20 protein-coding genes are annotated in these 25,597 nt (G+C 39.7%); 15 read left to right on the forward strand and 5 right to left on the reverse strand.

The window, feature by feature from the left end:
• Window positions 1-53 precede the first annotated feature (53 nt).
• Both A9970_RS22240 and A9970_RS28765 read left to right on the forward strand, forming a co-directional pair.
• Complete coding sequence (locus A9970_RS22240; RefSeq protein ID WP_182983749.1) at window positions 54-2,276, forward strand: glycosyltransferase; 2,223 nt, start codon at window positions 54-56, stop codon at window positions 2,274-2,276.
• Window positions 2,277-2,557: 281 nt separating this feature from the next.
• Window positions 2,558-2,680, forward strand: coding sequence for a hypothetical protein (locus tag A9970_RS28765; RefSeq protein ID WP_259655454.1), 123 nt, complete (start codon window positions 2,558-2,560; stop codon window positions 2,678-2,680).
• A 198-nt stretch (window positions 2,681-2,878) separates the two neighbouring features.
• Here A9970_RS28765 and A9970_RS22245 read toward each other — a convergent pair whose 3' ends face one another.
• Window positions 2,879-4,054 carry a GAF domain-containing sensor histidine kinase gene (locus A9970_RS22245; protein ID WP_182983750.1) on the reverse strand — a complete coding sequence of 392 codons (1,176 nt, stop codon included), beginning with the start codon at window positions 4,052-4,054 and terminating at the stop codon, window positions 2,879-2,881.
• A gap of 378 nt (window positions 4,055-4,432) precedes the next feature.
• Here A9970_RS22245 and A9970_RS22250 point away from each other — a divergent pair, with 378 nt between their 5' ends.
• The 6 genes from A9970_RS22250 (at window position 4,433) to A9970_RS22275 (ending at window position 9,640) form a co-directional block, all read left to right on the forward strand.
• Window positions 4,433-5,017 carry a ferritin-like domain-containing protein gene (locus A9970_RS22250; RefSeq protein WP_153846429.1) on the forward strand — a complete coding sequence of 195 codons (585 nt, stop codon included), beginning with the start codon at window positions 4,433-4,435 and terminating at the stop codon, window positions 5,015-5,017.
• 110 nt (window positions 5,018-5,127) lie between these two features.
• On the forward strand, window positions 5,128-5,499 hold the full coding sequence (locus A9970_RS22255) for a response regulator (protein WP_075993718.1): 372 nt from the start codon (window positions 5,128-5,130) through the stop codon (window positions 5,497-5,499).
• Between the two features lie 703 nt (window positions 5,500-6,202).
• Window positions 6,203-6,877 (forward strand): PIG-L deacetylase family protein, encoded by a 675-nt coding sequence (locus A9970_RS22260; protein ID WP_182983751.1) that lies wholly within the window; start codon window positions 6,203-6,205, stop codon window positions 6,875-6,877.
• A complete protein-coding gene (locus A9970_RS22265) occupies window positions 6,874-8,016 on the forward strand; it encodes a glycosyltransferase family 4 protein (protein ID WP_182983752.1) in 1,143 nt (380 codons plus the stop codon). The genes A9970_RS22260 and A9970_RS22265 overlap by 4 nt, the downstream gene beginning before the upstream one ends.
• Before the next feature lie 11 nt (window positions 8,017-8,027).
• The gene (locus A9970_RS22270; RefSeq protein WP_153846426.1) at window positions 8,028-9,140 is read left to right on the forward strand and encodes a glycoside hydrolase 100 family protein; all 1,113 of its coding nucleotides are present in this window, start codon (window positions 8,028-8,030) and stop codon (window positions 9,138-9,140) included.
• A gap of 188 nt (window positions 9,141-9,328) precedes the next feature.
• Window positions 9,329-9,640 carry a hypothetical protein gene (locus A9970_RS22275; RefSeq protein WP_159728153.1) on the forward strand — a complete coding sequence of 104 codons (312 nt, stop codon included), beginning with the start codon at window positions 9,329-9,331 and terminating at the stop codon, window positions 9,638-9,640.
• Between the two features lie 283 nt (window positions 9,641-9,923).
• On the opposite strand, the gene A9970_RS22280 is transcribed toward A9970_RS22275, so the two are convergent.
• The 3 genes from A9970_RS22280 to A9970_RS22290 form a co-directional block, all read right to left on the reverse strand.
• Window positions 9,924-11,012 (reverse strand): PepSY domain-containing protein, encoded by a 1,089-nt coding sequence (locus tag A9970_RS22280; RefSeq protein ID WP_182983753.1) that lies wholly within the window; start codon window positions 11,010-11,012, stop codon window positions 9,924-9,926.
• Window positions 11,013-11,014: 2 nt separating this feature from the next.
• A complete protein-coding gene (locus A9970_RS22285) occupies window positions 11,015-13,156 on the reverse strand; it encodes a TonB-dependent siderophore receptor (RefSeq protein WP_182983754.1) in 2,142 nt (713 codons plus the stop codon).
• Window positions 13,157-13,229: 73 nt separating this feature from the next.
• The gene (locus A9970_RS22290; protein WP_182983755.1) at window positions 13,230-13,604 is read right to left on the reverse strand and encodes a hypothetical protein; all 375 of its coding nucleotides are present in this window, start codon (window positions 13,602-13,604) and stop codon (window positions 13,230-13,232) included.
• 142 nt (window positions 13,605-13,746) lie between these two features.
• Between A9970_RS22290 and A9970_RS22295 the strand changes: the two genes are divergently transcribed.
• Both A9970_RS22295 and A9970_RS22300 read left to right on the forward strand, forming a co-directional pair.
• Entirely contained in the window at window positions 13,747-14,772 is a 1,026-nt protein-coding gene (locus tag A9970_RS22295; RefSeq protein WP_182983756.1) for an aldehyde reductase, read from the forward strand.
• Window positions 14,772-15,341 carry a Crp/Fnr family transcriptional regulator gene (locus A9970_RS22300; protein WP_182983757.1) on the forward strand — a complete coding sequence of 190 codons (570 nt, stop codon included), beginning with the start codon at window positions 14,772-14,774 and terminating at the stop codon, window positions 15,339-15,341. The genes A9970_RS22295 and A9970_RS22300 overlap by 1 nt, the downstream gene beginning before the upstream one ends.
• 173 nt (window positions 15,342-15,514) lie before the next feature.
• On the opposite strand, the gene A9970_RS22305 is transcribed toward A9970_RS22300, so the two are convergent.
• Window positions 15,515-15,952: a hypothetical protein gene (locus A9970_RS22305; protein ID WP_182983758.1), complete on the reverse strand. Its 438-nt coding sequence runs from the start codon at window positions 15,950-15,952 to the stop codon at window positions 15,515-15,517.
• A gap of 397 nt (window positions 15,953-16,349) precedes the next feature.
• Here A9970_RS22305 and A9970_RS22310 point away from each other — a divergent pair, with 397 nt between their 5' ends.
• From A9970_RS22310 to A9970_RS22330, 5 genes are all read left to right on the forward strand, one after another.
• Complete coding sequence (locus A9970_RS22310; RefSeq protein ID WP_182983759.1) at window positions 16,350-18,089, forward strand: IPT/TIG domain-containing protein; 1,740 nt, start codon at window positions 16,350-16,352, stop codon at window positions 18,087-18,089.
• Window positions 18,090-18,105: 16 nt separating this feature from the next.
• Entirely contained in the window at window positions 18,106-19,842 is a 1,737-nt protein-coding gene (locus tag A9970_RS22315) for an IPT/TIG domain-containing protein (protein ID WP_182983760.1), read from the forward strand.
• 522 nt (window positions 19,843-20,364) lie between these two features.
• On the forward strand, window positions 20,365-20,988 hold the full coding sequence (locus A9970_RS22320; RefSeq protein WP_182983761.1) for a TetR/AcrR family transcriptional regulator: 624 nt from the start codon (window positions 20,365-20,367) through the stop codon (window positions 20,986-20,988).
• A 282-nt stretch (window positions 20,989-21,270) separates the two neighbouring features.
• The gene (locus A9970_RS22325; RefSeq protein ID WP_182983762.1) at window positions 21,271-22,374 is read left to right on the forward strand and encodes an efflux RND transporter periplasmic adaptor subunit; all 1,104 of its coding nucleotides are present in this window, start codon (window positions 21,271-21,273) and stop codon (window positions 22,372-22,374) included.
• A 50-nt stretch (window positions 22,375-22,424) separates the two neighbouring features.
• Complete coding sequence (locus tag A9970_RS22330) at window positions 22,425-25,592, forward strand: efflux RND transporter permease subunit (protein WP_182983763.1); 3,168 nt, start codon at window positions 22,425-22,427, stop codon at window positions 25,590-25,592.
• Window positions 25,593-25,597: the final 5 nt, after the last annotated feature.

Below are 25,597 nucleotides of genomic sequence, written 5' to 3' on the forward strand. Positions count from 1 at the left end.
TTGTCAAAGATACAAGAAGATCGTATGCAAGGACTTCACTTAAAAATCCAACAATGATTTCAGCAACAAAAAGAGGAATAGCGTTCCTATCCACTTATCCTCCACGCGCCTGCGGTATTGCAACTTACACAACAGATCTAATGAAGGCTATCGCGAGTAAATTTGAAGAGTCTTATCGACTAATTCCTATACCGATAGTAGATGACAATACGTCTCAAGAAGATGGTCCACTAGGGAAACTAGATATAACAAACCCGCTCTCTTTCGACACCATTCTTGAAAACATTTTGTTTGATCAGGATATTAAATTGATCTGTATCGAACATGAGTTTGGCCTTTTCGTTGGTCAAGAAACTGAGTTCATAACTTTTCTCAAGGATCTTAATTCAGCACAGCTTGCTATTGTCGTGACTTTCCATACGGTGTTGCCAGCACCAGACCGCATGCTGCTCGAACATGTATATGCCATTGCTTATAATTGTTCGCAAATCATCGTGATGACACAGGGATCCGCCGATATCCTTACGAGTACTTACAAAATTCCTACCGGTAAAATAACCGTAATAGCGCATGGCACGCATTTAGCTCCAGCGACGGATAAACACGCCATTCTTGAGCGATACAGTCTCGTGGACAAGAAAATCCTCAGTACATTTGGTTTACTTGGACCCAGTAAGAGTATAGAGACTACACTTTATGCGCTACCCGCTATTATCGAACAAAATCCAAATGTAATGTTCCTTATTTTGGGGATGACACACCCCAATCTTTTACGATATGAAGGAGAGACGTATAGAAACAAACTTGAGACAATAATAGACCGATATAACATTTCAGATCATGTCCGTTTTGTTAATGAATTTCTCTCAACAGAAAATTTATTGTCCTATCTGTCGATCACCGATGTGTATCTTTTTACGTCAAAAGACCCTTTACAGGCGGTTAGTGGAACATTTTCTTATGCGCTGAGCTCTGGCTGTCCCATTGTGTCGACGCCAATCCCTCACGTAAAAGAGGTTTTAAAGGAAGATATGGGGACTATAATTGATTTTGAAGCTTCTGAGCAGCTTGCGGCTGCGGTCAATCAAATTTTGGATGATGAACTTAAATTAGGCAAGATTCATCGTGTGAATCTTCAAAAGATGGTTAAAACCTCCTGGCAGAACGTTGCTATAGCTCATGTTTATCTTTTTGAGTTACTTATAGATAAAAAGAGGGAAATGATATACTCAGTTCCCCCCGTCAACCTGGATCATATTTTTCGGATGTCTGAAGAACGTGGATTTGTTCAATTTGCGGATATCTCTACGCCCGACCTTGCAAGCGGTTATGCGTTGGATGACAATGCAAGAGCACTTATAGCGATGTTACATCACTATAAAATATATGAATCATATGAAACCATTGCTCTGATCCAGAAATACCTGGATTTTATAGGTTATTGTATGCAAGAAGATGGTACATTTCTGAATTATGTAGACAGGAGCGGCAATTTTACAATACAAAATAAACAGGAGAATCTTGAAGATGCCAACGGCCGAGCTGTCTGGGCTTTGGGTGAAGTGGTGGGCATGGCTAATCTTTTGCCTGAAAGGATAGTAAAACTTGCAATAGAGCTTTTGGAGCGGGCATCCAAGCATGCATTAGTTTACTATTCGACAAGATCGATGGCCTTTACCATTAAGGGCCTAAGTTTTATGAAGGGCAAAAATTATAAGGCTATCATAGAAGTCCTGGCAGATCGTCTAGCAGCTATGTTTGAACATGAGAGCTCTTCAGATTGGCAATGGTATGAATCTTATATGACTTATGGCAATAGTGTTATTCCAGAAGCCATGTTGATCGCCTATGAGACAACTAGGGACAACAGATATAGAGATATCGCCTATCAATCCTTTGATTTCTTATTGAGCAGGATTATTGTCGACGAAGAGATTCATGTGATTTCCAACAAAGGCTGGGCACATCGTGGCCAGCTGAGAACTGATCCCAGGGGCGGAGAGCAGCCCATTGATGTTGCTTATACTATTATTGCACTAGATAGATTCTATAAGTTTACAAAAGATGAGCAATATAAGAAGACCATCCGAATAGTATTCGACTGGTTTTTGGGACGGAATCATATTAGACAGATTGTTTATAATCCTGTTACCGGAGGCTGTTTTGATGGACTGGAAGAGCATGCTATCAATATCAATCAAGGCGCAGAATCCACCATAAGCTATCTAATGGCAAGACTTAAAATGGAGGATCATACGCACGAACCTATGAGTTAGTTTATTTTGAACAGTAGTTGCTTCATTGTCAATTATTATTTGTATATTTAATACTATGATCTACTATTTCATATAACCCCATTTCGTAGGTCCAATATGATAAATACACTTGTTTTATCTTTAAATTCTCCACAATATATTTTCCGGAAATTTTTAGTTCAACAACTAGCTGCTAGCGTACCTCAAAGAGAGAACACGTTTTAGTTTACTTTTATTCTTCCCGATCAAGTATAAACATTGAAAAGGGAAAAGGATAATACGCACTATAAAATCCATACATCATGAGTAAAGACATTAAAAAGGAAAAAAGCACAAAAGAGAAAACGCAATCTTCTTATCAAAAAGAAAAAGATTCTGTCTCTAAAGACTTAACGGATAATGTTTTCCGTAAAAAAAAGAAATAGGCAATTGAAAAGATAGCTTATTTGTTTGCACTTGCACAAAGGCAGATTAATTTGGAGCGGGTACAAAGGCTGGATTATTAGACCAGGCTTTTGCTCGCTTTTTTCTTTAACAAAACTGAATTTGAGTATCGTATATTATATCTTTATGATGCATAATTGTCGAGCATAAATCCTATAAAAAAATGATCAAAGCATCTATCATATTGGTATCCAAAGGGTAAAAACCACCTTTTCATTAAAGCATTTGACATGGATATCACCGCTGTGAGCCGTGATTATCTGTTTGGAAATATAAAGGCCCAATCCCAGTCCACCTTCTTTCTGGTTTTTTCGTCCAACAAATGGCTTAAATAGGTTATTGAATATAGGCGCTGCTATCTGATGGCCATCATTTTCTATCTGGAAGATAAATCTGTCACTTTCAATAGAGGACTTTATAACGATTGTATTTTCTGCCAAACCATGCCGAAATGAATTTCCTATGAGATTTGAAAACACCTGTGCCATACGCTCATGATCGCATGTTACTGGATGTTTTGCTCCGAGATTTGTCTGTACTTTTCTGTGGGGTGCACTTGTTTGGATCTCACGAAGGGCCTGAAGGATCACTTTATCTAATTCGACCAGATTTTTGTTCAGATGTATTCCCGTGCCGAGCTTACTCCGGGCAAAATCAAGCATGTTATCTATTAGACCTTTCATTCTATAGGACGAATCATAAATAAGCTTGGCCGTTTGTTTATGTTTTGCATTCTCGAGTTTGTCGGCGAGATATTGCGATAAGGTAATGACAGCACTCAATGGATTTTTTAGGTCATGCCCCAACACGGATAATAGCGTATCCCTGCGTTCAGAGTATTGTAATTCTTCACCTAACAGGGCTTGGGTATTTTTTATTTTGGCGATCGAACCCAAATGAAAACTGATCAGTTCAGCTAGAAGTTCAAATAGTGGTGCTATCCGTTCTCTATCAATTGATACGGCTTTATAATCTATCGTGCAGAGGGTTCCAAAGAACAATCCATCATTGTCAACGATCGGGAATGCAATATAACTTTTAAAACCTTTTGCATGCAATTTTCTTTTCCAATCTTCATTTTCACAGTAGTCGATATCGGGGATAATGATAGGAGCATGTTTATCATTTGCCTCATCTCCTAAGGTGTAATGTAATTCGAGCTGCTGCCCCGCTGTTACTCCGACTCCGAGCGAATCCCGTACAGCACAGGCTATCCATTGATGGCCATTGTGAGAGGTTACCAGCCCTAGATCCATTCCTGTATATAGACATATGGTGTTCAATATATTCTTTACTGCAGGAATATCTTCGATCCGCATGAGCAAATGGGAGATGGTATCATTATTTTCTTTCATATCTGTTACTGTTGGTGAAATCGAAGTCAATATCAACGACTAAAATATATCACTTTGTAAGGAATGACTATATAATTACAAATTGGAGAATAAGATGTTTGATTTTCTGTTCGAATCTTGTGTTAGCGGACTTTATGTCTAAATATAAGCAAAATTTAATCGTTTTTTAGAATCTAATTGTATCAGAGAGGGGTGGATCCCAATTGGAGATACTTATTATTCCGGTTAAAAAGACCTTGATTTTCAATACAAAAAAATGTTTTTATACGTCTTCGTCGGAATATACACGTGAAATACAGGTGATAGCTCTGATAATAGAACTAACACTGTTCGATGGATGTTCTAATTTAAAAGCTCTAGGGCAATAAACTTTAAAAAATGGAAACAACAACTAAAAGTAACGCAAGTGAAAATACTGGAAATGGAACGATGACGAAACAATCCACAGACCACACGAAAAAGCGTTCAGGATCCGATGCTGCAAAAGATTTGGCCGAGCTATTTGAAGACGGGCTTAAAGATATTTATTGGGCGGAAAAAGCTTTGATAAAAGCATTGCCCAAAATGGAAAAAAACGCTACCGCGGAGAAATTAAAAAAAGCGATTTCCAAACACCTTTTCGAAACCGAAGATCATGTGAAACGTTTGGAACAGTGTTTTGAGATTTTGGAGCTGAAGCCTAAAGCAGAGCGATGTGCTGCAATGGCAGGGTTGATCGAAGAAGGTGAACATATTATCGAGGAGACCGAAGAAGGAACCGTTAGAGATGCAGGTATTATCGCTGCTGCCCAAAAGATTGAGCATTACGAAATTGCCACATATGGTACCCTCGCGGCATTTGCTAAAGTCTTGAAGTACAATGAGGCCATTCAGCTTTTGCGTGAGACCCTTTCAGAAGAAAAAAAATGTGATTCTGATTTAACTGCCTTAGCGGATACCAACCTCAATACAAAAGCTAAATAAGAGTTACTAAACAAAAAAAATGGATGGATCTTACGTCTGTAAGATCCATTTTTTATAAATGATGATCTCTGAAAATGCATCTCTGATCAATAGAATTTAAAAAACTCAAGATGAAGAAGAAAATTGTGGTGTGTGATGATGATATAGAAATACTGAATGCATTTTCTATAGTATTGGAGGATCAAGATACGATAGTTATAACGGTAGCGAATAGCTTAGTTTTGATAGACGTGTTGGACAGTATAGATGCTGATATTCTTTTTTTGGATATTCATATGTCTGCACGTAACGGAGACCAAGTACTGCGAGACCTCAGGAGTTCATCTAAACATGATAAGCTGCCCGTAATTATGATTTCAGGTCATATCGATGGACGGAGTATTTCAGTGGAATGTGGAGCCGATGGATTTTTAGCTAAACCTTTTGATCTTATCGACTTGGAAAACTATATACGGAGATTTGTTTATGAAAGTGAATCTTAATATCGTATTTGGTCTCAAACCGTTTAAAATTCCGTGATCCTTGCATCGTAAATCAAATGAGTAGCAAACAATTATTTAAAAACAAATTATAAGCAAGCTTCGTTTAACATATGATGACTTTAATCCCAATGGATATGCAGACAGGAAAATAATCATTCAAAATATGGTAAGCCGTCGTTGCAAAATGATGGTAAAGTCTGAACTCGACAAATTGGGAATACTTTATAAATCCATTGAATTAGGGGAAAAACTCCTATTAAGAAAGCGAAAAAATCTCGAAGAACTTTAGTATTATATCGGAAAATCTACCAATTATATAACAAATTTGTCTAAATGTATAACGTGTAGTGGGGTATAAATCAGAACTTTATTATGAATCGATAATACTATTATTTAGTAAATTTTAAGCGATGGAGACAGGTATACAATTGAAGATCAAGTTCCTGAGTGAATAGATGGACCACCTACTCATTTAGCAAAGCAAAAAACTACTGAAGATTCAAAAAGTACAAACAGATTATTTAGCACATCTTTTAAGAGAGTTGAAGAAAAAATAGTAACTAAAGAACGATAGCTGATATGAGATACAAATTAGCAGAAATATATACGGATTATAGTGTGATAGTGGAGGAAGGTTCATCCGATGACAATATGCTAGATTCTAGCTGATACATCAGCCTAAGAAAATTAAAGGATAAAAGAGATGAAAAATGTTACTCCATCCATTGTTGCCGATACAGCCTCGGCAAAAAAAAGAATAGCTGTAATCGTTGCGCATCCCGACGATGAGACACTTTGGGCAGGCGGTACAATTCTCGAACATTTTGATTGGCAGGTGTATGTAATAAGTGTATGTCGGGGGGATGATACCGACCGTGCTTTAAAATTCGACGCTGCACTTAGAGTGCTACGAGCAAATGGTGCAATGGGATGTCTTGATGATGGGGTCCGACAGGTGCCGTTGCACGAATCCGAACTTCAACAGACTATTCTCGCACTGTTGCCACCTATTGTTTATGACCTCGTGATCACACATAATCCTTCAGGCGAGTATACTTATCACAGACGACATGTTGAAGTTAGCGAAGCCGTGATAAAGCTCTGGAAAAACCGAAAGATAAAAAGCAAGGAACTTTGGACATTTGCCTATCACGATGGCAATCGTCAGTTTTATCCGCGGCCACATAAAATGGCTCCGATAAAAAATCAGCTCAATCTTGCAATTTATGATACCAAATATGATATTATGAATAGAATATACGGTTATCCAAAGGAGGGCTGGGAGGTGATTACAACCCCGAGTACAGAAGCGTTTTGGTCATTTACAGATACCGGAAAGGCTATGGTTTGGTTGTCTAAAGGAGGAGTATTGGTATGAGAGTCTTATTATTATACGATTACCCACCATCTCCGGGGGGCTTGTCCACACAGGGCGATCTACTTTATAAGGGATTGCAGGCAATAGGTGTTGATGTTCATGCGGCGCATTGGCAATCTTGTCAGGAGAAAGAATGGTATTATGATTGGTTCAAGCCAGATGTTGTCGTTGGTATTGGATATTGGGGGCATGTTCCGTCGATCGTCGTGCATCCGCAACTTTTTGGAAGAATAGCTGTACCATGGCTTGTAGCCGATGGATATATTGCGAATTATAATGAAATACTTAACGAATTACCACTTATTTTGGTTACTTCTAATTGGGTTAAACAAATGTATGTTAGGGACGGCATTTCAGGAGATAAGATAGAGGTGCTTCCTGTAGGTTGTCCTACGGATTCTTTTGTCCCACATGCGTATTACGATCCCAAAATCGTTGCGGTACGAAAACAGCTTGGCGTGTCACTAGACGAGATTATGATTCTGACTATTGGTGGAGATGCAGCTTCTAAAGGCGCAAATGAAGTTATGGAGGCACTTGCCTTAATCGACAGGGATGTGCTTCCATGGAAATATGTTTGTAAAGTATGGCCACAGCCGCGCACCTCTTTTCAAAATCAATCTGATCACGACCTCGCCGAACGATTAGGGATTAGTAAAAAAGTAATATATGCAACAAATACCGTTTCGCGCGATTTTATGCCCTATCTAATCGGTGCTTGCGATATCTACGCAGCTCCTTCCAGATTGGAGGGCTTTGGTATGCCCCAGGTTGAGGCAGGGGCATGCGGTAAACCTGTTGTTGGTATCCGTGCGATGGGCATGCTTGATACACTCGTTCATGGAGAAACGGCTCTTTTAGCAGGGGTAGCCAAAGAAATTGTCGTTGACAACGTTGTACTAGGTACTGAATCCGGTTATGAGGACAATCATATTATCCATTTTGATATACCTCGTACCGTAGATTACAGGGCGGACGTTAATGATATTGCAGATTGTTTGTCTAGATTGATGCGAGATTCGTCCCTTCGTACTACAATGGGAGCAGCTGGGCGAAAAAGAGTTGAAGAACGATTCGACTACAGGGTAGTAGCCAAGCGATTTGTTAAAATCATGGAAAAATATTTCAAGATCAACTAATTAGAGGAGCAATGCTTACCGAAAAACAATTTGAGGAGATCAATGCTGCAAAGCTAGCTGCTGAAGGAGTATTGTTAAATAATAGTAGTGGGCCATTCCATCACCTTCCGCGCACGGCGGGCTGGGGGTATCCGGAACCCTATACCCGGGATCTTTTATTTTCAATCCTTGGCATTGCTAGTACTCATAATATGCAGCTTTATGATAGTATAAAGAGTGTTTTGGAAGTTTTAGCAATCACTCAAACAGTACATGGCCATATACCATCCATTGTCTATGATCCTAACAATTTGGGGGCAAGTGATACAACACCGTTGTTTCTCATGGCTGTAGGAATATACCGCAAAATGACAGGAAATACAAATTTTCTAGGGCGTGCCGTTAACAAGTCGCTACGTTGGATGACGTACCAGAGTCCTACGGATGACGGGGTTGTTGCCCAGCAACCCACCAGCGACTGGCGGGACGAACAGTGGGTATTGGGGTATGGGTTGTATGTTAATGCCATATATCACAATGCTCTTCAATTATTAGGTTATCAGGAGCGTGCTGATAGGCTCGCAAATGGAGTGAATATTCTATTTGCTAATGAAGATCAGTATTATGCCCTATGGACATATAAATTATACCATAGCGGAAAGTTCGATCTGCTGGGCAATAGCCTTGCCATACTTAGCGGGATAGCATCTTCCCAAAAGGCAGACGCCATCATAGATTGGGTGGAATCCTCCTGCAAGTCTATGCAGAAAGAAGGACAGTTAGCTATAGATCTGCCCCCTAATTTTTTTCCATTTATTTATCCGGGAGATCGCGAATGGCATGAACGATATAACCAGTACAATCAACCTGGCGATTATCACAATGGTGGAATATGGCCTTTTGTCTGTGGTTTCTATATTGCCGCCTTAGTGAAAGCACAGCGATTTGATCTAGCAGAGGTAAAATTACTCTCACTCACAGTGCTTGTTAAGAAGGCTGTAGATTTTAGATTAGAATACGGTTTCAACGAGTGGATCAAAAGTCAAGATGCAATACCTAGTGGACAGGATTGGCAGACCTGGAGTGCAGCTTTATATCTATATGCTGCCAAATGCGTTGAAAGTCGGACGGTGCCTTTTTTGTAAATGTTCTATTCACCGTTACTCCAAATAAAGTAGATGCACGTTTAAATTTTACAGCGCAAATTTCCATTTTGACTGTTAAACTTAATATCGAAATTTCAACATTTTTATTTCCCATTTTTGGAAGTCATCGTTTCCTAAAAAACAATATTCTGTTCAACGCTGTCTTATATATAACATAAACAAAGCAAATGAATTTTGATCTCATTAAGTGTGAAGACCTGCAGCAGGCGATACATATACCCAATACTACCGACGACCATAATGAAGAAACATGGTTTGTAAAATTTGGTGAGGAAATAATAGGTGTTGGCCTTTTTCCACAACAAAGCACGAGCTGCGTTTTGGCAATTGTTGGTGATGCTTATGATGACAAAAAGTTAATTGGCGATGTCGGTGCACATGATAAGCTGATTATTGAAGGATTGAATATCGCCTTTGAAGGTTATTTAAGATCTATTCGTGGCGATGTTGTGATCGGGGAAAAGCAAGTGGATGATTAGCACAAGAGATATCTATTCACCCAATTACCTAGGAGCTCAATAGCACCTTTTACGCTATCAGGTTTTCTTCTAAATCTAAGTTTTATACATTATTATTCTCCCGCTCCCGCGTTGTATGATAAGGAAGCAAAAATTGAGATCCGTAACTGGCCCGAAAAAGTCAGGCTAGTTTTTATCGAATATAAAAAATGGTTTAATGATGGTCGCTATAGTTGGCCGCGAGGAAAAAAACTCGTTTTTCAAAAAATGATGAATTGATTGATTATTATTAATAAAGCGTAATTTACCAATTTCGTTTATACCATAGATAGGTGCCTGTCATAGCAAGTAATGCTGGTGTCAACCCGATTAAAGCATAGATAAACTTTACGAGGTAACCACCAAATCCGCCAATATGCAATTGATAAATTGCCCAGGAAATTTTTTTCGAAAAATCTGCCTTTTCAATATCCAGTTGCCCTATAAAGTTTGCATGAACAGGATCGAAAGCAAAATTGCTCGCCTTTCCACTAAACAAAAAGAATGTGGTACTTGGCAGGTGGCCACGGACCAAAATAGGGGATTTGTTATCCTTTGGAATATTTATCGCAATGGGGTCAAATCCCGGAGCAGCTACTTTGCAGTAGTTTAGCAGTTTATCTAAATTTGGTTTTGCCTTAAACGAACCCTGTTGCTGCACCATGGTTTGGTGGTCAGAAAAAAGGGGCTGAAAAACGGGGATATTCATCCATACACCTGTTACCAGCAAAACTATATTGATCAAGGCCGACCAAACCCCCACTACCCGATGCAAGGAGGAGTATAATCGTCGTCCCTGCTTGTACAGCGGTACCTGAAATAAAATAACTTTCCTTATATATTTCCGATAGACAACCAGGCCCGAAACTATCGTCAATAAGAGGAATATGCCGACAATGGCGCAGATAGCCTGTCCGATGCGACCGAGTAAAAAGCTGTAATGCATGGCATATATCCATCTAAAAAATGAACCGCCAAGCTCCTCGTAGTTGCCTTGGCGCAGGATTATGCCCTGATGTGAGTCTACAAAAGCAAAACTCAAATGATTATTGTAGGGACTTTTAGTCTTTCGATAAAGCATAAATTCATAGGGTTCTTCCGATGATAGCGGAAAGTCGTGCAAGACAATTTTTTCCAAACCCGGAAAAGCTTCTGCGACGATTCTATAGGCGCTGTCTGCAGAGATCATAAGCCCGCTGTCGGGCCTATGATAGATGTCTGGATTGAGTGCCCTGTCAAGATCGTGCCGGAATAGCAGCAATGACCCTGTAATCCCCAAGATTAGAAAGAATAGCCCCGAACTTAGTCCCAGCCATCCATGCCAGCGGAATGCCCACTTGGTCATCGTCTTCATGGCTAGAAAGTATAAGATACATTCAACCGGAACTCGCGCGGGGCATAGGGCACATAGGCGTAGAGACCTATTGGCCTTGTCCAGGCACTCCCATAATTGAATCGGTTGGTCAGGTTATTGATAAGACCATTGATTGCTATTTTGCCGTTTGTCCAACCTAGACCGGCATCTAGGCGAAAGAGCGCTGCAATGGAAGGAATTTCATCCTGCGGATATCGGCCAGCTCTACCAGCTTGATATTGGTAGCCTGTCGAAACACTCAGTCCAGCCAGTTTCTCAAAAGGAAGCCGATAATTTAGCCACGTGTTTTGTATATGCCGTACGCGATAGGGGGTAGCTTTACCTATCAGTGCTGGATTGGCATCGGCGGAAATATAACTATCAGTATACGCATAATTAATGACAGCATTCAACCCCTTGACAATTTCACCTTTGAGGTCAAACTCAATTCCTTGGGACTTGGTCTGCCCAATTTGTGATTGCAGGTTTGTCGAAGGGTCTGTCACCAAGATATTGTCGCGGGTAATATGGTAAAGGGATAGGGTACTGTTCCATTTGCCATCCCACCAGTCTTTTTTTAAACCAATTTCATAATTTTTCCCCCGTAGTGGATCGAATGTTCTCCCATCAGCACTCAAGCCACTCTGTGGCGTAAAGGTATGGTCATATAATGCATAAATTGAGGCGTTTGTGCTGAGTGTATAATTTACACCGAGGCGTGGTGTAAGGACGAGATCCGAAACACTGGATTCTGCAGGGATATCGATATGGCTTGTCGATTGTGTTAGACGCGCCGCCAAGGTTAAATGTAGTCGATCTTGTAAGAAACTAAGCTCATCCTGTAGGTAAAAAGCCAAATATTTTATCTGCTGTTTGTTTGTCGCAATGCTTTCGAGTGAACCTGACTTTTTGTTGTCATCGAATGGTGTACCATACACGGGGTTATTAACATCTAGCGGATATAGCGTTTGGTTGGCATTTTTGTCATTATATCCTGAATAGCCAAGTAACGACTTTCGATTTCCGTCCAAGCTGGCCAAAATGTGATGATCGAGCTCACCTGTTTTTAATAGACCGTTCACAAAGATCTGGAGGGATGCAACATCGGTCGTAAATCTTTCATAAGTAACACGTCTTTTGATTTCGGACGGTCGGTTTTTATCATAGGCAGATACAAAAAAATAGTTGCCATCCATGTGGCTATTGGCGTAAGCAGTTTTCGCTGTCAGGTTCCAGTTTCTGCTTAGTTTTTTTGTATACGTTAAAAATGCGCTGTGTTCCACTGCCTGTACAGGATCCTTCTGTGGGTCAGCAATACTGAAATCACGTGGGAGGGATGCGAATCCATAGGGAGAGAATACCGTGAGTAGATATTGCAGGAATGATTGTTTTTGAAGACTATATTCCGCCGTTAGGGAGGATGTGGAGTCTATACTGTATGTCAGGCTCGGATTGACCACGACCTTGTCATTAAATGCAAAGCGTTGAAATGAACGCGATTTTTGTCCTACTGCATTTAATCTATAGCGCCACTTTTTATCCTTATCGAAACTGCCGTCCAGATCAGTGCCAAGACGGTAGAGATCCCAGCTTCCTGTCTGAAAGAAAACTTGGTTGGATGTGATACCTGTTGGTTTCTTGGTGACGAGGTTAAAAGATCCGGCGGGATCACCGATTGCATTCATAAAGCCCGAGGGACCCTTGATAAATTCCAATCGATCGATCATATTGGCGTCTTCCGGCATAGGCCCGTAATAGATCATGGACATGTCAACACCATTGCGTAAGGTATTGATCCCAGCCCCGCGCATAAATAGAAAGGGACCATAAAAATCGGCGGTATTGTTGCGCATGACACCACTGACATTCCTGCTAATGGCTTCGTTGATATTAATTGCCTGCTGGTCGGTAATGATACTATGGTCTATTTCCTGAATATTTTGTGGAAGTTGGAGTAGGGGAACCTGTAGCTTTAAAGTGTTGGATGCAGCATCCAATTTGTATTTTCTGTAATATTTGGAAGTGACAAGAGCTTCGTCAAGCCTGATGCTGTCGCGTAGCCTAGATGATGAATCTGGTAAAGAATGTTGTGCATATACTATACTGCATGACAATGCAAGCAATACGGAAAATGAGTATTTCATGAATTTATGTTGCCTTTGATGATTTTTTCTAAGAATAATTCAATGGCCGATAGTGCCATTGTAGGAAAAGTAATTAGGCAGCAATAGGGGGGCGAAATAAACGATTTGAGTCTATACTGTGATATTTTGTAAAAACCGGTCCCAGTGGAATCGATTTTATTTCAACGGAAGCTGGAATGAAGGAAAATAGTGCATACGAATTAATGAAATCATACACTTCAGCCTTAAGCTTCGCTGTAGGATTCTGCTTTTCTTTCTCCTGTGCCTTCCTGATTTTTTTCATTAATACACAATTTCCATTACAGTGCAATTGTGGTTTATCGCGGTTTTCACAAAGATACTTCGCAATGTAATCTTTGTTGACATAAAATGCACCTATGACAACATAGCCCCAACTAGCTTGGACGAGCAAGGAAATTGTCAAGAAGTATAGGAGCATTTTTTTCATTTGGCCAAACTTAGATAAATTGTTTCTGAAATACAATTTAATTTTTTGGAAGTCAATTATTGCTTTACCGGACAGTTCGTATTTCTTAACAAATGGTAATTGTAGCTTGTTCAGATCATCCGAACTTTATAAATAAAAGGATATGAAAAGCAAACAAGTATTACTGACCGGAGTTACCGGTTTTTTAGGTTCACATACGGCTATTCAATTGCTCGATAAGGGTTATGAGGTGATAGGTACACTACGTACCAAAGATCGCATCTCGTCGATAAAAGGGATAATTGGGCAGCATACCGATCATTTGGATAAGCTGCACTTTGCAGTTGCAGATTTAAGCGATCCCCATGTCTGGAACGATCTTGCAAAGGGAGTAGACTTTATCCAACATGTTGCATCACCTTTCCCGGCAAGACTACCCAAGAATGAGGATGAATTAATAATACCGGCAAAAAACGGTGTCCTAAATATTTTGAGAGCCGCCGTGGAGAACAACGTTAAGCGAGTCGTGATGACCTCTTCATTAGCTGCTGTAGCCTATGGGCAGCAAGAGAAAGATCCAAACAAAATTTTTACTGAAAACGATTGGACAGATATAAGCGGTAAGGGCGATCTGACGCCTTACTATAAAAGTAAAACCATCGCCGAAAAAGTAGCCTGGGATTTTATTGGACAAGAAGCTGGTCCGCTCCAATTGGTTACAGTATGTCCCGGGGCTATTTTGGGGCCGGTGATCGAAAAGGATTATGGTACTTCTGCAGAGATCGTTGTCGCTTTGATGAACTGTAGTTATCCTGCTTTACCCAAGATCGGTTTTGATCTTGTCGATGTTCGCTCTGTAGCTGATTTACTTATTTTGGCGATGGAAAGTCCAAAAGCAGCGGGCAATAGGTATATCGCTGCAGCAGGCTATTCTACCCTTAAGTCAGTGGCGCGTATCCTCAAGGAAAATTTTCCGGAGCGGAAAATTCCTACAACGGAATTTCCTAACTTTATAACAAGAATGTTGGCGCAGTTTCGCCCAGAGCTCAAACCCGTTTTATTGGAGATGGTCAGGAGGAAAACAGACCTCAGTAAAGCGCAGAAAGAATTGGGATGGCAGCCCATTCCTGTTACGAAAGCTATAATTGCTTGCGCTAAAAGTCTTTTGGAACTACAAATCGTAAAATAATGGAAAAACTCAAGGCTGCACTTGCTTTTGGAGGAATACTTGCGGCAAGTGACATTGATCTGCTTGGCGCAAGTTTTAAATTACGTCAGGTAAAAGCAGGTAGCTATATCGAGGAGCTCCATGAAGTAGCCTCTGAGATTCTCTTTGTTGAAAGCGGTGTATTACGTTTGCTGGGTGTAGACGCATCAGGCAATGATGTCACAAAGCATTTTATCAAAGAGCGGCAATTTTTTGCAAATCTTGAAAGTTACTACACTAAGCTGCCGGCAAAGGAGGCTACTCAGGCAGTTATTGCCAGTAAAATATATACGGTAGCTTTTTCAGTTTTTGAACGTTATTTTCAGACTATTCCAAATCTATACGTATATTTTAAAACCCTTAGTGAGGCTTCGCTGTTGCAAAAAATAAAAGATAATGATTTTCTGAACTATGGCGATGCGAAAACCAAATACCTGGAATTATTGAGACGTTACCCTGAGATTGTTCAACAGGTTCCACAGCAGTATATCGCCTCTTATCTAAAAATAACTCCGCAGTCTTTGAGCAGAATAAGGAAAGAGCTTGCATAAATGCGATTAAATCATTTCAAATAGTGCGACATTCATCAGATCGGCTTCACTCGCATAAACGAAATTGGATTGTTGTTTAGTAATTTCTGATGGAATGTGTGTTGGCGGCTGTGGCGGCAGGCTTAATTTTACTTTCCGAAGCGAAAAGTTGGTTGTGCTGGCTTTCTACAACATTATTCTTTACCATCATAAAGATTCGCTGAGTCGTCATTAACTGTTGCTCCCCAATTTGGTGGATATCCCATACCATTTTGACCTAGAAAGATGATAAAGGGTTTTTTGTTATCTTTCCAAATATATACTTGTGCACCATAATCCATTGTAAATCCTGTGTCAATGTCTAGGTTAATGGGAAATGTGACAATATAGTATTTTCTATTATCTTTGGTTTCTTTCCATAAATTGTTTGGGTCATTTTTTATTTCCATTTTCCGATTTAGGGTAAGGGGGAGGGCTTTATTCAATATTACTTTTGGGATAAGATAATCTCTATACACCTCTTGGAATTGTGGTTGTTGATAAACTTTTCTGGCGATATTGATTATTTCACTATCCTGTGCCCAAGATAATAATGGCAGAATTATTAGTAGTAACAGCGTGAAGTATTTCATTTTCATATTGTTTAATTTTGACGATAAGTAGAAGTTCTACATACTGTGTCTATTGAATGGCCTACTCTAATGCTGTACATTACATTTGGGTACATATCACTTACACAATCTATAACAATTATAACAAATCTGGTAATTATTACAAATTTAATGTCTGCCTCCTAAAAATCAGCGGGTCTAACGAGATCATATGACACATAAGTCAATGGTGTATGGGTATAAAAAAATGATACTGGGACATAATTTTGAGGAAAATGCGCATCCAAGATAGCGGTTTTAGAGATCTTTAGATCGGATGTGATTATCCTCAATGACAATATTATTTTTTATTCAATTAATTTTTTTATATCATATAATTATCGGTATTTTGCTGACGAGATTTAGCCTATATAATCTAATGAATTTTATTACTGTAATTAAACAAATTACTAGGAGGTATAATATAGTTTTCCTCTGTAGTAGTCTTATCTTTTTAACAGCTTCCTGTGTAAAGGAGGAAACCGTAGTTCCCCCCGATAGCAATCCTACTGAGGTTGTCCTTTTGACACCGGAGAGTAACGCTGGTAATAATCTGATTTTGGCTGCCGAGGTCAGATATTTGAATAATAGCGACGCTATTCAATCGCATGGCTTCTTAATTGAGAGATATGTTGGCGAAACTTCGGTAAAAAAGGAATATGCCATTACCACAAGTTTAAAATCAGGTCGCATCACGTTTAAAGTTCCCGACCCTGAGAATTACGAAGAGGGTATTTACTATAATTACAGGTATTTTGTGCGGACGGAGAAAGGGCTTTATTCCACTCAACCAGCGAGGTTTTTGGTCAGTAGCCTTAAAGTAAAGGCTAAAGAAGACCTGATATTAGCTGTAGGAGAGATCATTACTGTTGAAGGCGAGTTTGGAAATGCTGATAAGAACTACGGTTTATATTATGGTTATGCAGCCTCCGAGGATCAGAAAGTACCTTTTGAAGTTACCAGCTCGGGTAAAAGCATACGTTTTAAAGTGCCAGAAGGAATAGAGCAAGGTAATTATGCAACCTTTAGATTAATTAGCAAGGATAAAAATGGGCCACTATTAACGGCTATCGTCGCTCAGGGCTTTATTCTAGCGACCTTAGCTGCGCCTTCGACTTATGCTTTTTATGTCGATGAATATCTGCAGTTACCTTCTTCTGTTAGAGAATATAATGAAAATGCCAGACTGCAGGTTTTTATTGGAAATGTTTTCATGAAGCACTCCAGCTACTTGCGGATTTATGACTTTGTGAAGAGTCAGAAAGGTAAGAGTTTCCCAATAGGATATACGAATGGGCGCGACACGATCACCTTTCCAAAGCCTTTACAGCTTATTGAAGCCGATCCAAATGAATTCAAAGTGATTCCGGAATACGTACATCCGGGGACTAAATTTGACATATCAGGGCCAGATCCCGGCAGATTTGATTTTTATGGTTACTCCACCGTCGGAAATAAAGAAGCTTATTATATCCTGCGAGACAATACATTAAAAAAAGGGGAATTAACAATAGGCGATCTTCCAGACGGTGAATACTCACTGGAAATGAAGAATAGTTTCTTCAGCTATAAAAGCAATAACAAAATTAAAGTAAAGAGTGTACATGTCAACTCAAGTAGTCTCGAGGAATGTTATCCGGGAGATAAAATAAAGTTGAAGGGCACATTTATAAAAGGACGGTCCTATGGGTTGTTTATTGGCCCGGTTCAAGAAAGCTATTATTCAACCTGTAATACCGATGGTGAGATCATGTTTGAAATACCTGCAATCAAAGCTGGAAATTTCCAGGCGCAGGTAGTTTATTCCAGCGAGATGGGACAGCGAAAAACCTACTATTCCAATGCCTTTCCCCTGAAGGTCAAGGCTACTGTAATCAATTCGGTCTATCCATTACGTGCGACGGCGGGAACTCTGATCACTATTGAGGGACATGGAATGAACGGATATAAGGTGCGAATCGCTGATAAGGAGATCCCACATACGACATCCCAAAACGATAAAATTCAGTTTATAGTCCCCACAGATCTAGCAAAAGGTAAATACCGAGTGAACGCAAGATTTTTTAATTATGTCATCGAAAACGTGATTTTCGCCGATGATTACCTTGAAATACTTTAATCGCATAAGATAAGTTATGAGAAAGACCAGATCTATACATATAGTTGCATTTTTTTTCCTTTGGCTACCTATCGGCTGTTTCAGCATTTTGGTTGGATGCAAAAAGAAAGAAGTCGTCGTGCCTGTGGATTACAGCCCCGTTCAATTGGAAACCACTACGTTCAGTAATTTAGAAGATAAAACGGTAACGTTAAATGGAAATATAGCCCGATTAAATGGGATGCCTGTAGAGGATTATGGATTTCTGATCCAAAAGATCACAACGGCAAACGATGAGAAAGAAATTGTTGCCAGCATGGGAAGCAAGGCTACCGTCGGGGATATTACATTGAAATACCAGCACAGTAGTAATTTTGAGTTAGGAGATCGCTATCGGTATTCATTTTATGTTAAAACAAAAAATGGTTTCTACCGGGGAAAGCCCAACACGTTTGAAGTGGACGGGATCAAGATTAATCTTTTGGAAGATAAACTTGTGCCAAATAATAATAAAGTAACCGTTACTGGCGATTTTCAGTTTCTCTCCGAAAATATAAAGTTATATTACCAGAGCCAATATCAGAGTGAGCAAGTCATGCCATATCAAATCGGTAGCGACCGAAAAAGTCTTAACTTTATCTTCCCAAAATCAGACAATTTCTATCATGGAAATCAGGTGTCTTTTTTCTTACGTGTCAATGATAAATCAGGCTATACAAATAGTAGGGCAGTAGCGAACATTCAGGTTTTAGGTGTAGCCAATCCACCTGAAAAAACTAAATTTTATCTAAATGAGCCTATACCGATACGCGGGGCTGCCATCAAATGGGACAGAATGCCCATGTCAGCGCCATTTTATATGCTGATCAATGGAAAAAAAGTTGAATGCTATCATCAGGTTAATCTCTATGACATTGAAAGTCTCAAAGGTGGTAAATTCCAATTGGGCTACCATAATGGGAAAGACTCTGTTGTTTTCAAAGATTCCATCGAATTGATCAAACCTCTCGGTAGCAATATTCATTTTGCAAAAAAAGTGATCCATTCCCCTTCCTTAATGATGGTAGATGGAATTGATATGTACACCTATCTGATGAAGCCTGAAAAGGCTACTTATTTTCTGGGTAAACATGGCATCGCACATTATTTTGATAGTAGTAACGGGAGTCTAGAGACTTTTACCGTACGTGATGTCCCAGATGGTATTTACAATTTTGGATACAATAGTCCTTATTATTCGGTCAGCTCCGTTGAGCAAGTGGAGGTCAGAAATCTGAAGTGGAATACACCTGCAGATTTGACAAGATTTGTTGGCGAGCCGTTTACGATTACAGGCAATTTTATAGATGGTCATGCTTATTCAGTCATCGGAAATGGAATTTACGAGTTTCCAGTTGCTCAAGATGGTAAAATACAATTTTCCTTGCCCGGTTATATCATTGGCAGTACAGAAATTCAGATCGGCTATAGTGTAAATTATAATTTTAATGAGAACTATTATGCGCCAAAAAAACAGCAACTATATATCAATAATTTTGAGGTTAATAATATTAGTCCTTTAAAAGGGTATCCCGGTGATATCGTAACGATTAAAGGGAGAGGACTCAGTCAAATTGAACTGACCCTAGGCGGTGCATACGCGACGAGCATCTTCCGGAGCTCAGAAGAGCTTCGATTTATGGTACCTGCGTTTGCACCTAGAGGAAAAGGCGAAATTATCATGACGATGCACAACAAAACCACGAAATATAAAGATCTTTTTGAAGTTCAGTAGCGAGCAGGGATCGTTCGAACCTTGATTGCTTCAGATGACGGATAGGACGCGTAATTTTGAGAGAAAGGATATAGATAGCGTTTACAAAATTTATATCCTTTCCGTTTTCTTATTGATAGTTTTCATGAATTCTTATCAACAGTTCGTAGATTCTTTCAATATTTGCATTGTTTTTCCGATTTATCTTTTCCAGTCTTACTTTAAAATTTTCTAGTTCCTGTTTTACAACTTCAATTGCTATCTTTAAAGATGAAATGTCAATTGAAACTAATAAATCTTTTGGTGTAGGGGTTTAAATCAGTTCTATCAGCGCTTATTTTGAAATTATTGACGATTAGATTAAGGGTTTTGGAATTCTGAGTAGCGGTAAAAAGTTGAGCTCTCGGTAAGTTTTTACGTTAATTATTTAAAAGGAGTCTTTTTTATAAGTTTTGGAGTCATTCGTGATTTTAAATCTGCTTTCAAAAAAATAGATTTAAAAACTAAAGGTGTGCAGATACATTTATAAAATTGAGAAGAGGTATGAAGAACAAATTAAATTGCAACATGGACAACAGAAGGGAGTTTGTCTTACAGGTCGCTAAAGAAATGTTTTCGATCAATGGATTTCATAACACGAGTATAAGGGATATCGCAGGTGTTGTACCAATGAATACGTCAATGGTATCTTATTATTTCCAAAATAAAGAAAACCTACTTGTTCAGATTTTGGAAAATATACAAAAAGATATCTTGGAGATATTTGCAGCAATAAAACTCCATGCTGATTACAAGGAAAAGTTAAAATCTTTTATTAATCGCTGTATTGATTATTCATGCGCTTCGGCTAATGGTGTGAGATTGCTTTTTCAAACCTTAGTGATTGACGTCAGTGAGCCAATCGTGAATAAAGCACGTGAGATAGTCGCTATGTTTAAGAGTTTTTTTGTTGATCTGATCGATAAAGGCAAAATAGAAGGTAGTTTTTCTACAAGTGAAAGTAGCAATATACTTTACAATTTTGTGTTAGGTACAATAAATAATGCACTTCAATGCCTGGAAATACAAGAACTTAAAAATGAAAACGATTGTAAGTTAGTGATGAAAGATGTCAATCTATTTGTTATCAATGGGTTATCATATTATTTGGGCTGTGATTTGACATAAGATGTTACATAAGCTACCATTAATCCGTCTTTTTACTAATTAATAGCTTCTTTTTGACTATTCATTTTATAAATAATGCATTAATTTTAGTTATTATTATAAGGACAACGAAAGGGACTTCATCAACAAGGTGATTGTCCCTTTTTTTTACTGCGATACTCATTATCTAATTTAAGTCATAATGAATATTTACGTCTTTTTACCAAGTTGATGGATCTTCCTGTCTTTTTAGACGCAAATATGGCCTCTATATTTGTACGCATCAAAAATAAAGGAAAATATATGAATTTAAAGAGCGGTCTGAACACTGTTGTAGGATTAGGAGTACTCGTCAGTTTTTTTTCATGCCAGAGTAAAGGAACTCCGGCGACAAATTCCGCTGCTCCCGAAGTTTCGGTGCAGCAAATTCAAACTGGAAGCGGTGAAGCAAAAAATACCTATGCAGCGTCAGTTGAGGGAATTACAAACGTTGAGGTAAGACCTCAAATTTCAGGTTATTTAAATAAAATATTTGTTGATGAGGGAGCTTACGTCCAAACTGGTCAACTGCTCTTTAAAATTGATGACCGGCCTTTTGTTGAGCAATATAACACAGCGAAAGCTGCAGTTCGTGTCGCTGAAGCCAATCTTAAAAACATTAAAATTGATCTTGATAGAAAAGTTGAATTGGTAGACAACAAAATTGTCTCTGATCTACAAGTGACGCAGGCTAAAGCATCATTTGAAGCATCTTTAGCGAGCTTAGAACAGGCCAAAGCTACAATGAATGCGGCGAAGATCAACCTCGACTTTTGCCTCGTTAAAGCTTCTGTGTCCGGATATATCGGTCGGATTCCCTATCGTTTAGGGAGCTTGGTCAGCGCTTCATCAGTAGAACCGCTGACATTATTGACAGATATCAATCAGGTCTACACATACTTCAGTATGAGTGAAAGCGATTTTGCCAATTATCAGACAAAACAGGAGGGAAATCAGCGAAAAGACTCTGTGGAACTCACGCTGTCTAATGGTAACAAATATTCCCAAAAAGGTATTATCGATGCTGTGACCGGACAATTTGATAAAAATACAGGATCTATAGCTATTCGTGCCCGATTTAATAATCCTAAAAGGGAATTAAGAGCGGGAAATACAGGCCGCATCGAAATGACTACGGCACTTGATAATGTACTACTTGTTCCTATAAAGGCTACTGTTGCAGTGCAAGACAAAATATATGTGTATAAGCTGGATAAAGACAATAGAGCTAGTCAGGTCGATATACAAGTTGGAGGGAAGACCACTGAAGATTACTATGTGCTATCTGGGGTGCAAGCTGGAGATCGCATTATTACAGGTGGTTTAGGTTTTGTTAGGCCTGGAGCGATCGTTACGCCTAAAAAGTAAGTTGTCTGTCGTAGTTATACGATATTCTGAGTCTTATTTATCAATTTATTATGTTAAAAAAAATAATTAAACGGCCGGTACTAGCGACCGTAATATCAATATTATTGGTTATTCTGGGCGTGGTGGCAATGACATCATTACCCATTACCAAATTTCCTGAAATTGCGCCGCCCACCGTAACGGTGACAGCAAATTACCCAGGTGCTAGCGCTGAAGTTATCGCTAAATCAGTAGCCCCTCCCTTAGAAAATGCAATTAACGGAGTGGAAAATATGGATTACCTTTCATCGACCGCTAGTAATGACGGTAGTTTGATGATCAATGTGGTATTCAAGTTAGGAACCGATCCGGATCAGGCTTCTGTCAATGTGCAGAATAGAGTCTCTCAGGCGACTAGTATGCTGCCTTCCGAAGTGAACCAGATCGGTGTAACCACTATGAAGCGCCAGAATAGCATCGTCGCTATGTTGACCTTATATGCAGACGGAGGTAACGCAAATGAGCTGTTTTTGGAGAACTATGCCAAAATAAATATTGTTCCTGAGTTAAAACGCATCACTGGAGTTGGAGATGCACAGGTATTTGGAAATAAGGATTATTCGATGCGTGTATGGATGGATCCGCAACGTATGTCTACATATAATATTACGCCAGAGGAGATTGCGGCAGCCATACAATCTCAAAATAAAGATGCCGCTCCGGGTAAATTTGGAGAAAGTTCTAAGGAATCCATCGAATACACGATTCGCTATCAGGGCAAATATACCGAGCCTGAACAATATGAGAATATCATTTTGAGAGCAAACAACAACGGATCTTCTTTACTATTAAAGGATGTTGCTCGTGTCGAATTTGGCTCCTACACGAATACCGTTACAACCAGCTTTGACAATAAGCCGGCGATTATGGTAGCAGTTTTTCAGACAGCGGGATCCAATGCAAATGCAGTCGAAATCGCGATGAATAATCGTTTGAAAGAATTATCCGCATCCTTTCCTCCAGGAGTGAAATACAAGATCCCGTATAGCTCTAAAGAATCTTTGGATCAATCTATCAAACAAGTTTTGAGCACCTTGTTGGAAGCCTTTATTTTGGTGTTTATTGTCGTGTTTATCTTTTTACAGGATTTTCGCTCGACGCTTATTCCTGCCATTGCGGTTCCGGTTTCTATTGTGGGGACATTTTTCTTTATGCAGGTATTTGGCTTCTCGATCAACCTGCTGACATTGTTTGCACTGGTGCTTGCCATTGGTATTGTGGTAGATGATGCAATAGTCGTGGTGGAAGCCGTCCATGCTAAAATGGAGAAAAAGAAGCTAAACCCGCGCTCTGCAACAATGTCCGCCATGAGTGAGATTACCGGAGCTATTATATCGATTACTTTGGTGATGTCTGCCGTATTTATACCCGTGGCGTTTATGGATGGTCCCACCGGAGTATTCTATCAACAATTTGCATTGACTTTAGCAATGGCAATCTTGATCTCTGCGGTAAATGCTCTCACGTTGAGCCCGGCTCTTTGCGCAATTTTACTTAAACAACATGACCATCACGAGCAGGAAAAAGTATCCTTTAAGCAACGCTTTTTTACAGCGTTTAATGCAGGCTTTGACAAATTGACCAATCGTTATGCGAAGTCCATTATATTTTTGGTCAAGAAAAAGTCTGTGGCTTTTGCAGGACTAGCATTATTCATCGGATTGTTTGTATATGCATTCCGATCCACGCCGACAGGCTTTATACCAGATGAAGATCAAAGCTTTTTAATGGTATTGGCTAATGACCCTCCCGGAGCATCGTTGGATCGGACCGGAAAGCATCTTAAACAGGCTGAAAATCTGTTAAAAGATCATCCTGCCATTGAAAGTATCATCAATATATCAGGGCTCAATATGATGAGTTTCAGTACATCATCCTCAGCGGGAGCGATCATGCTTCGTTTGAAACCATTGAAAGAGCGCGGAGACGTAAAAGATATCAATCTGCTAATTGGTCAGTTTCAGGGAATATTGTCCCAACAGGATGAGACCACATTTTTAGTGGCAGGGATGCCGACCGTACCAGGGTTCGGGAATACTTCTGGACTTGAAGTCGTGTTACAGGATCGGAATTCGGGTACTCTGCAAGCCTTCAATGATGTTTCCAATGCATTTGTTGGAAATCTGATGCAAAGGCCGGAGATAGCTTTCGCCTTTACGACATTTAATGCTTCTTTCCCTCAATATGAAATGAAAGTAAATGAGGGATTGGTCAAACAGCTTAGTCTCAATGTGAGCGATGTATTGACCGCTATGCAGGCCTATTACGGAAGTATGCAAGCGTCTGATTTCAATCGTTTTGGTAAATATTATCGTGTGGTGCTGCAGGCAGAACCGGGCTTCCGTGCTGATCCCAAGTCGATTGAAACAATCAGCATTAAAAATAAATTAGGGCAGATGGTACCACTCAAAAGTGTTGTAGAGCTAAAACCTGTTTCCGGGCCGGAGAATGTCGAACACTTTAATCTCTTTAACGCGATTAATCTGACCATTATGGCAGCACCCGGATTTAGTACAGGACAAGCGATGGCGGCCATCGAAGAAGTAGGTAAATCTTCACTTCCGCAGGGGTTTACAGTAGATTGGAAAGGAATGGCCCGTGAAGAGCGTGGCGCATCTGGCCAAACAGCTGCGATCTTTGGATTGTGTATTATTTTCGTTTATTTTCTCTTATCAGCACAATATGAGAGTTACATTTTGCCTTTTGCAGTGTTGCTGGCGATTCCCGTGGGATTGCTGGGTGTATTCTGGGGAATCTCCTTGGGTGGGCTTTCCAATAATATCTATGTACAAGTGGCTTTGGTCATGTTAATCGGCTTGCTGGCTAAAAATGCGATTTTGATTGTTGAGTTTGCATTGCAGCGGCGGAAAGTAGGAAAACCATTGGCAGCAGCAGCTATTGAAGGTGCGAAAGCACGTTTGCGTCCTATTTTGATGACTTCATTGGCCTTTATTGCAGGTTTGTTGCCGCTGCTGGTTGCGGTTGGTCCTTCAGCTATAGGTAACCATTCTATTGGTTATGCAGCTGTATTTGGGATGTTGGCCGGGACTGTCCTCGGAGTTTTCTTTACGCCAATTCTATTTGTGGTATTCCAATACCTGCAGGAACGCCTCAGTGGAAAACCGATAGACCCAGAAGATTGGGAATATGAGCAACATGAATTGGAAGGGCAGCATTAGAAGAA

The organism is Sphingobacterium sp. UME9, assembly GCF_014170215.1.
GTDB lineage: Bacteria > Bacteroidota > Bacteroidia > Sphingobacteriales > Sphingobacteriaceae > Sphingobacterium > Sphingobacterium paramultivorum.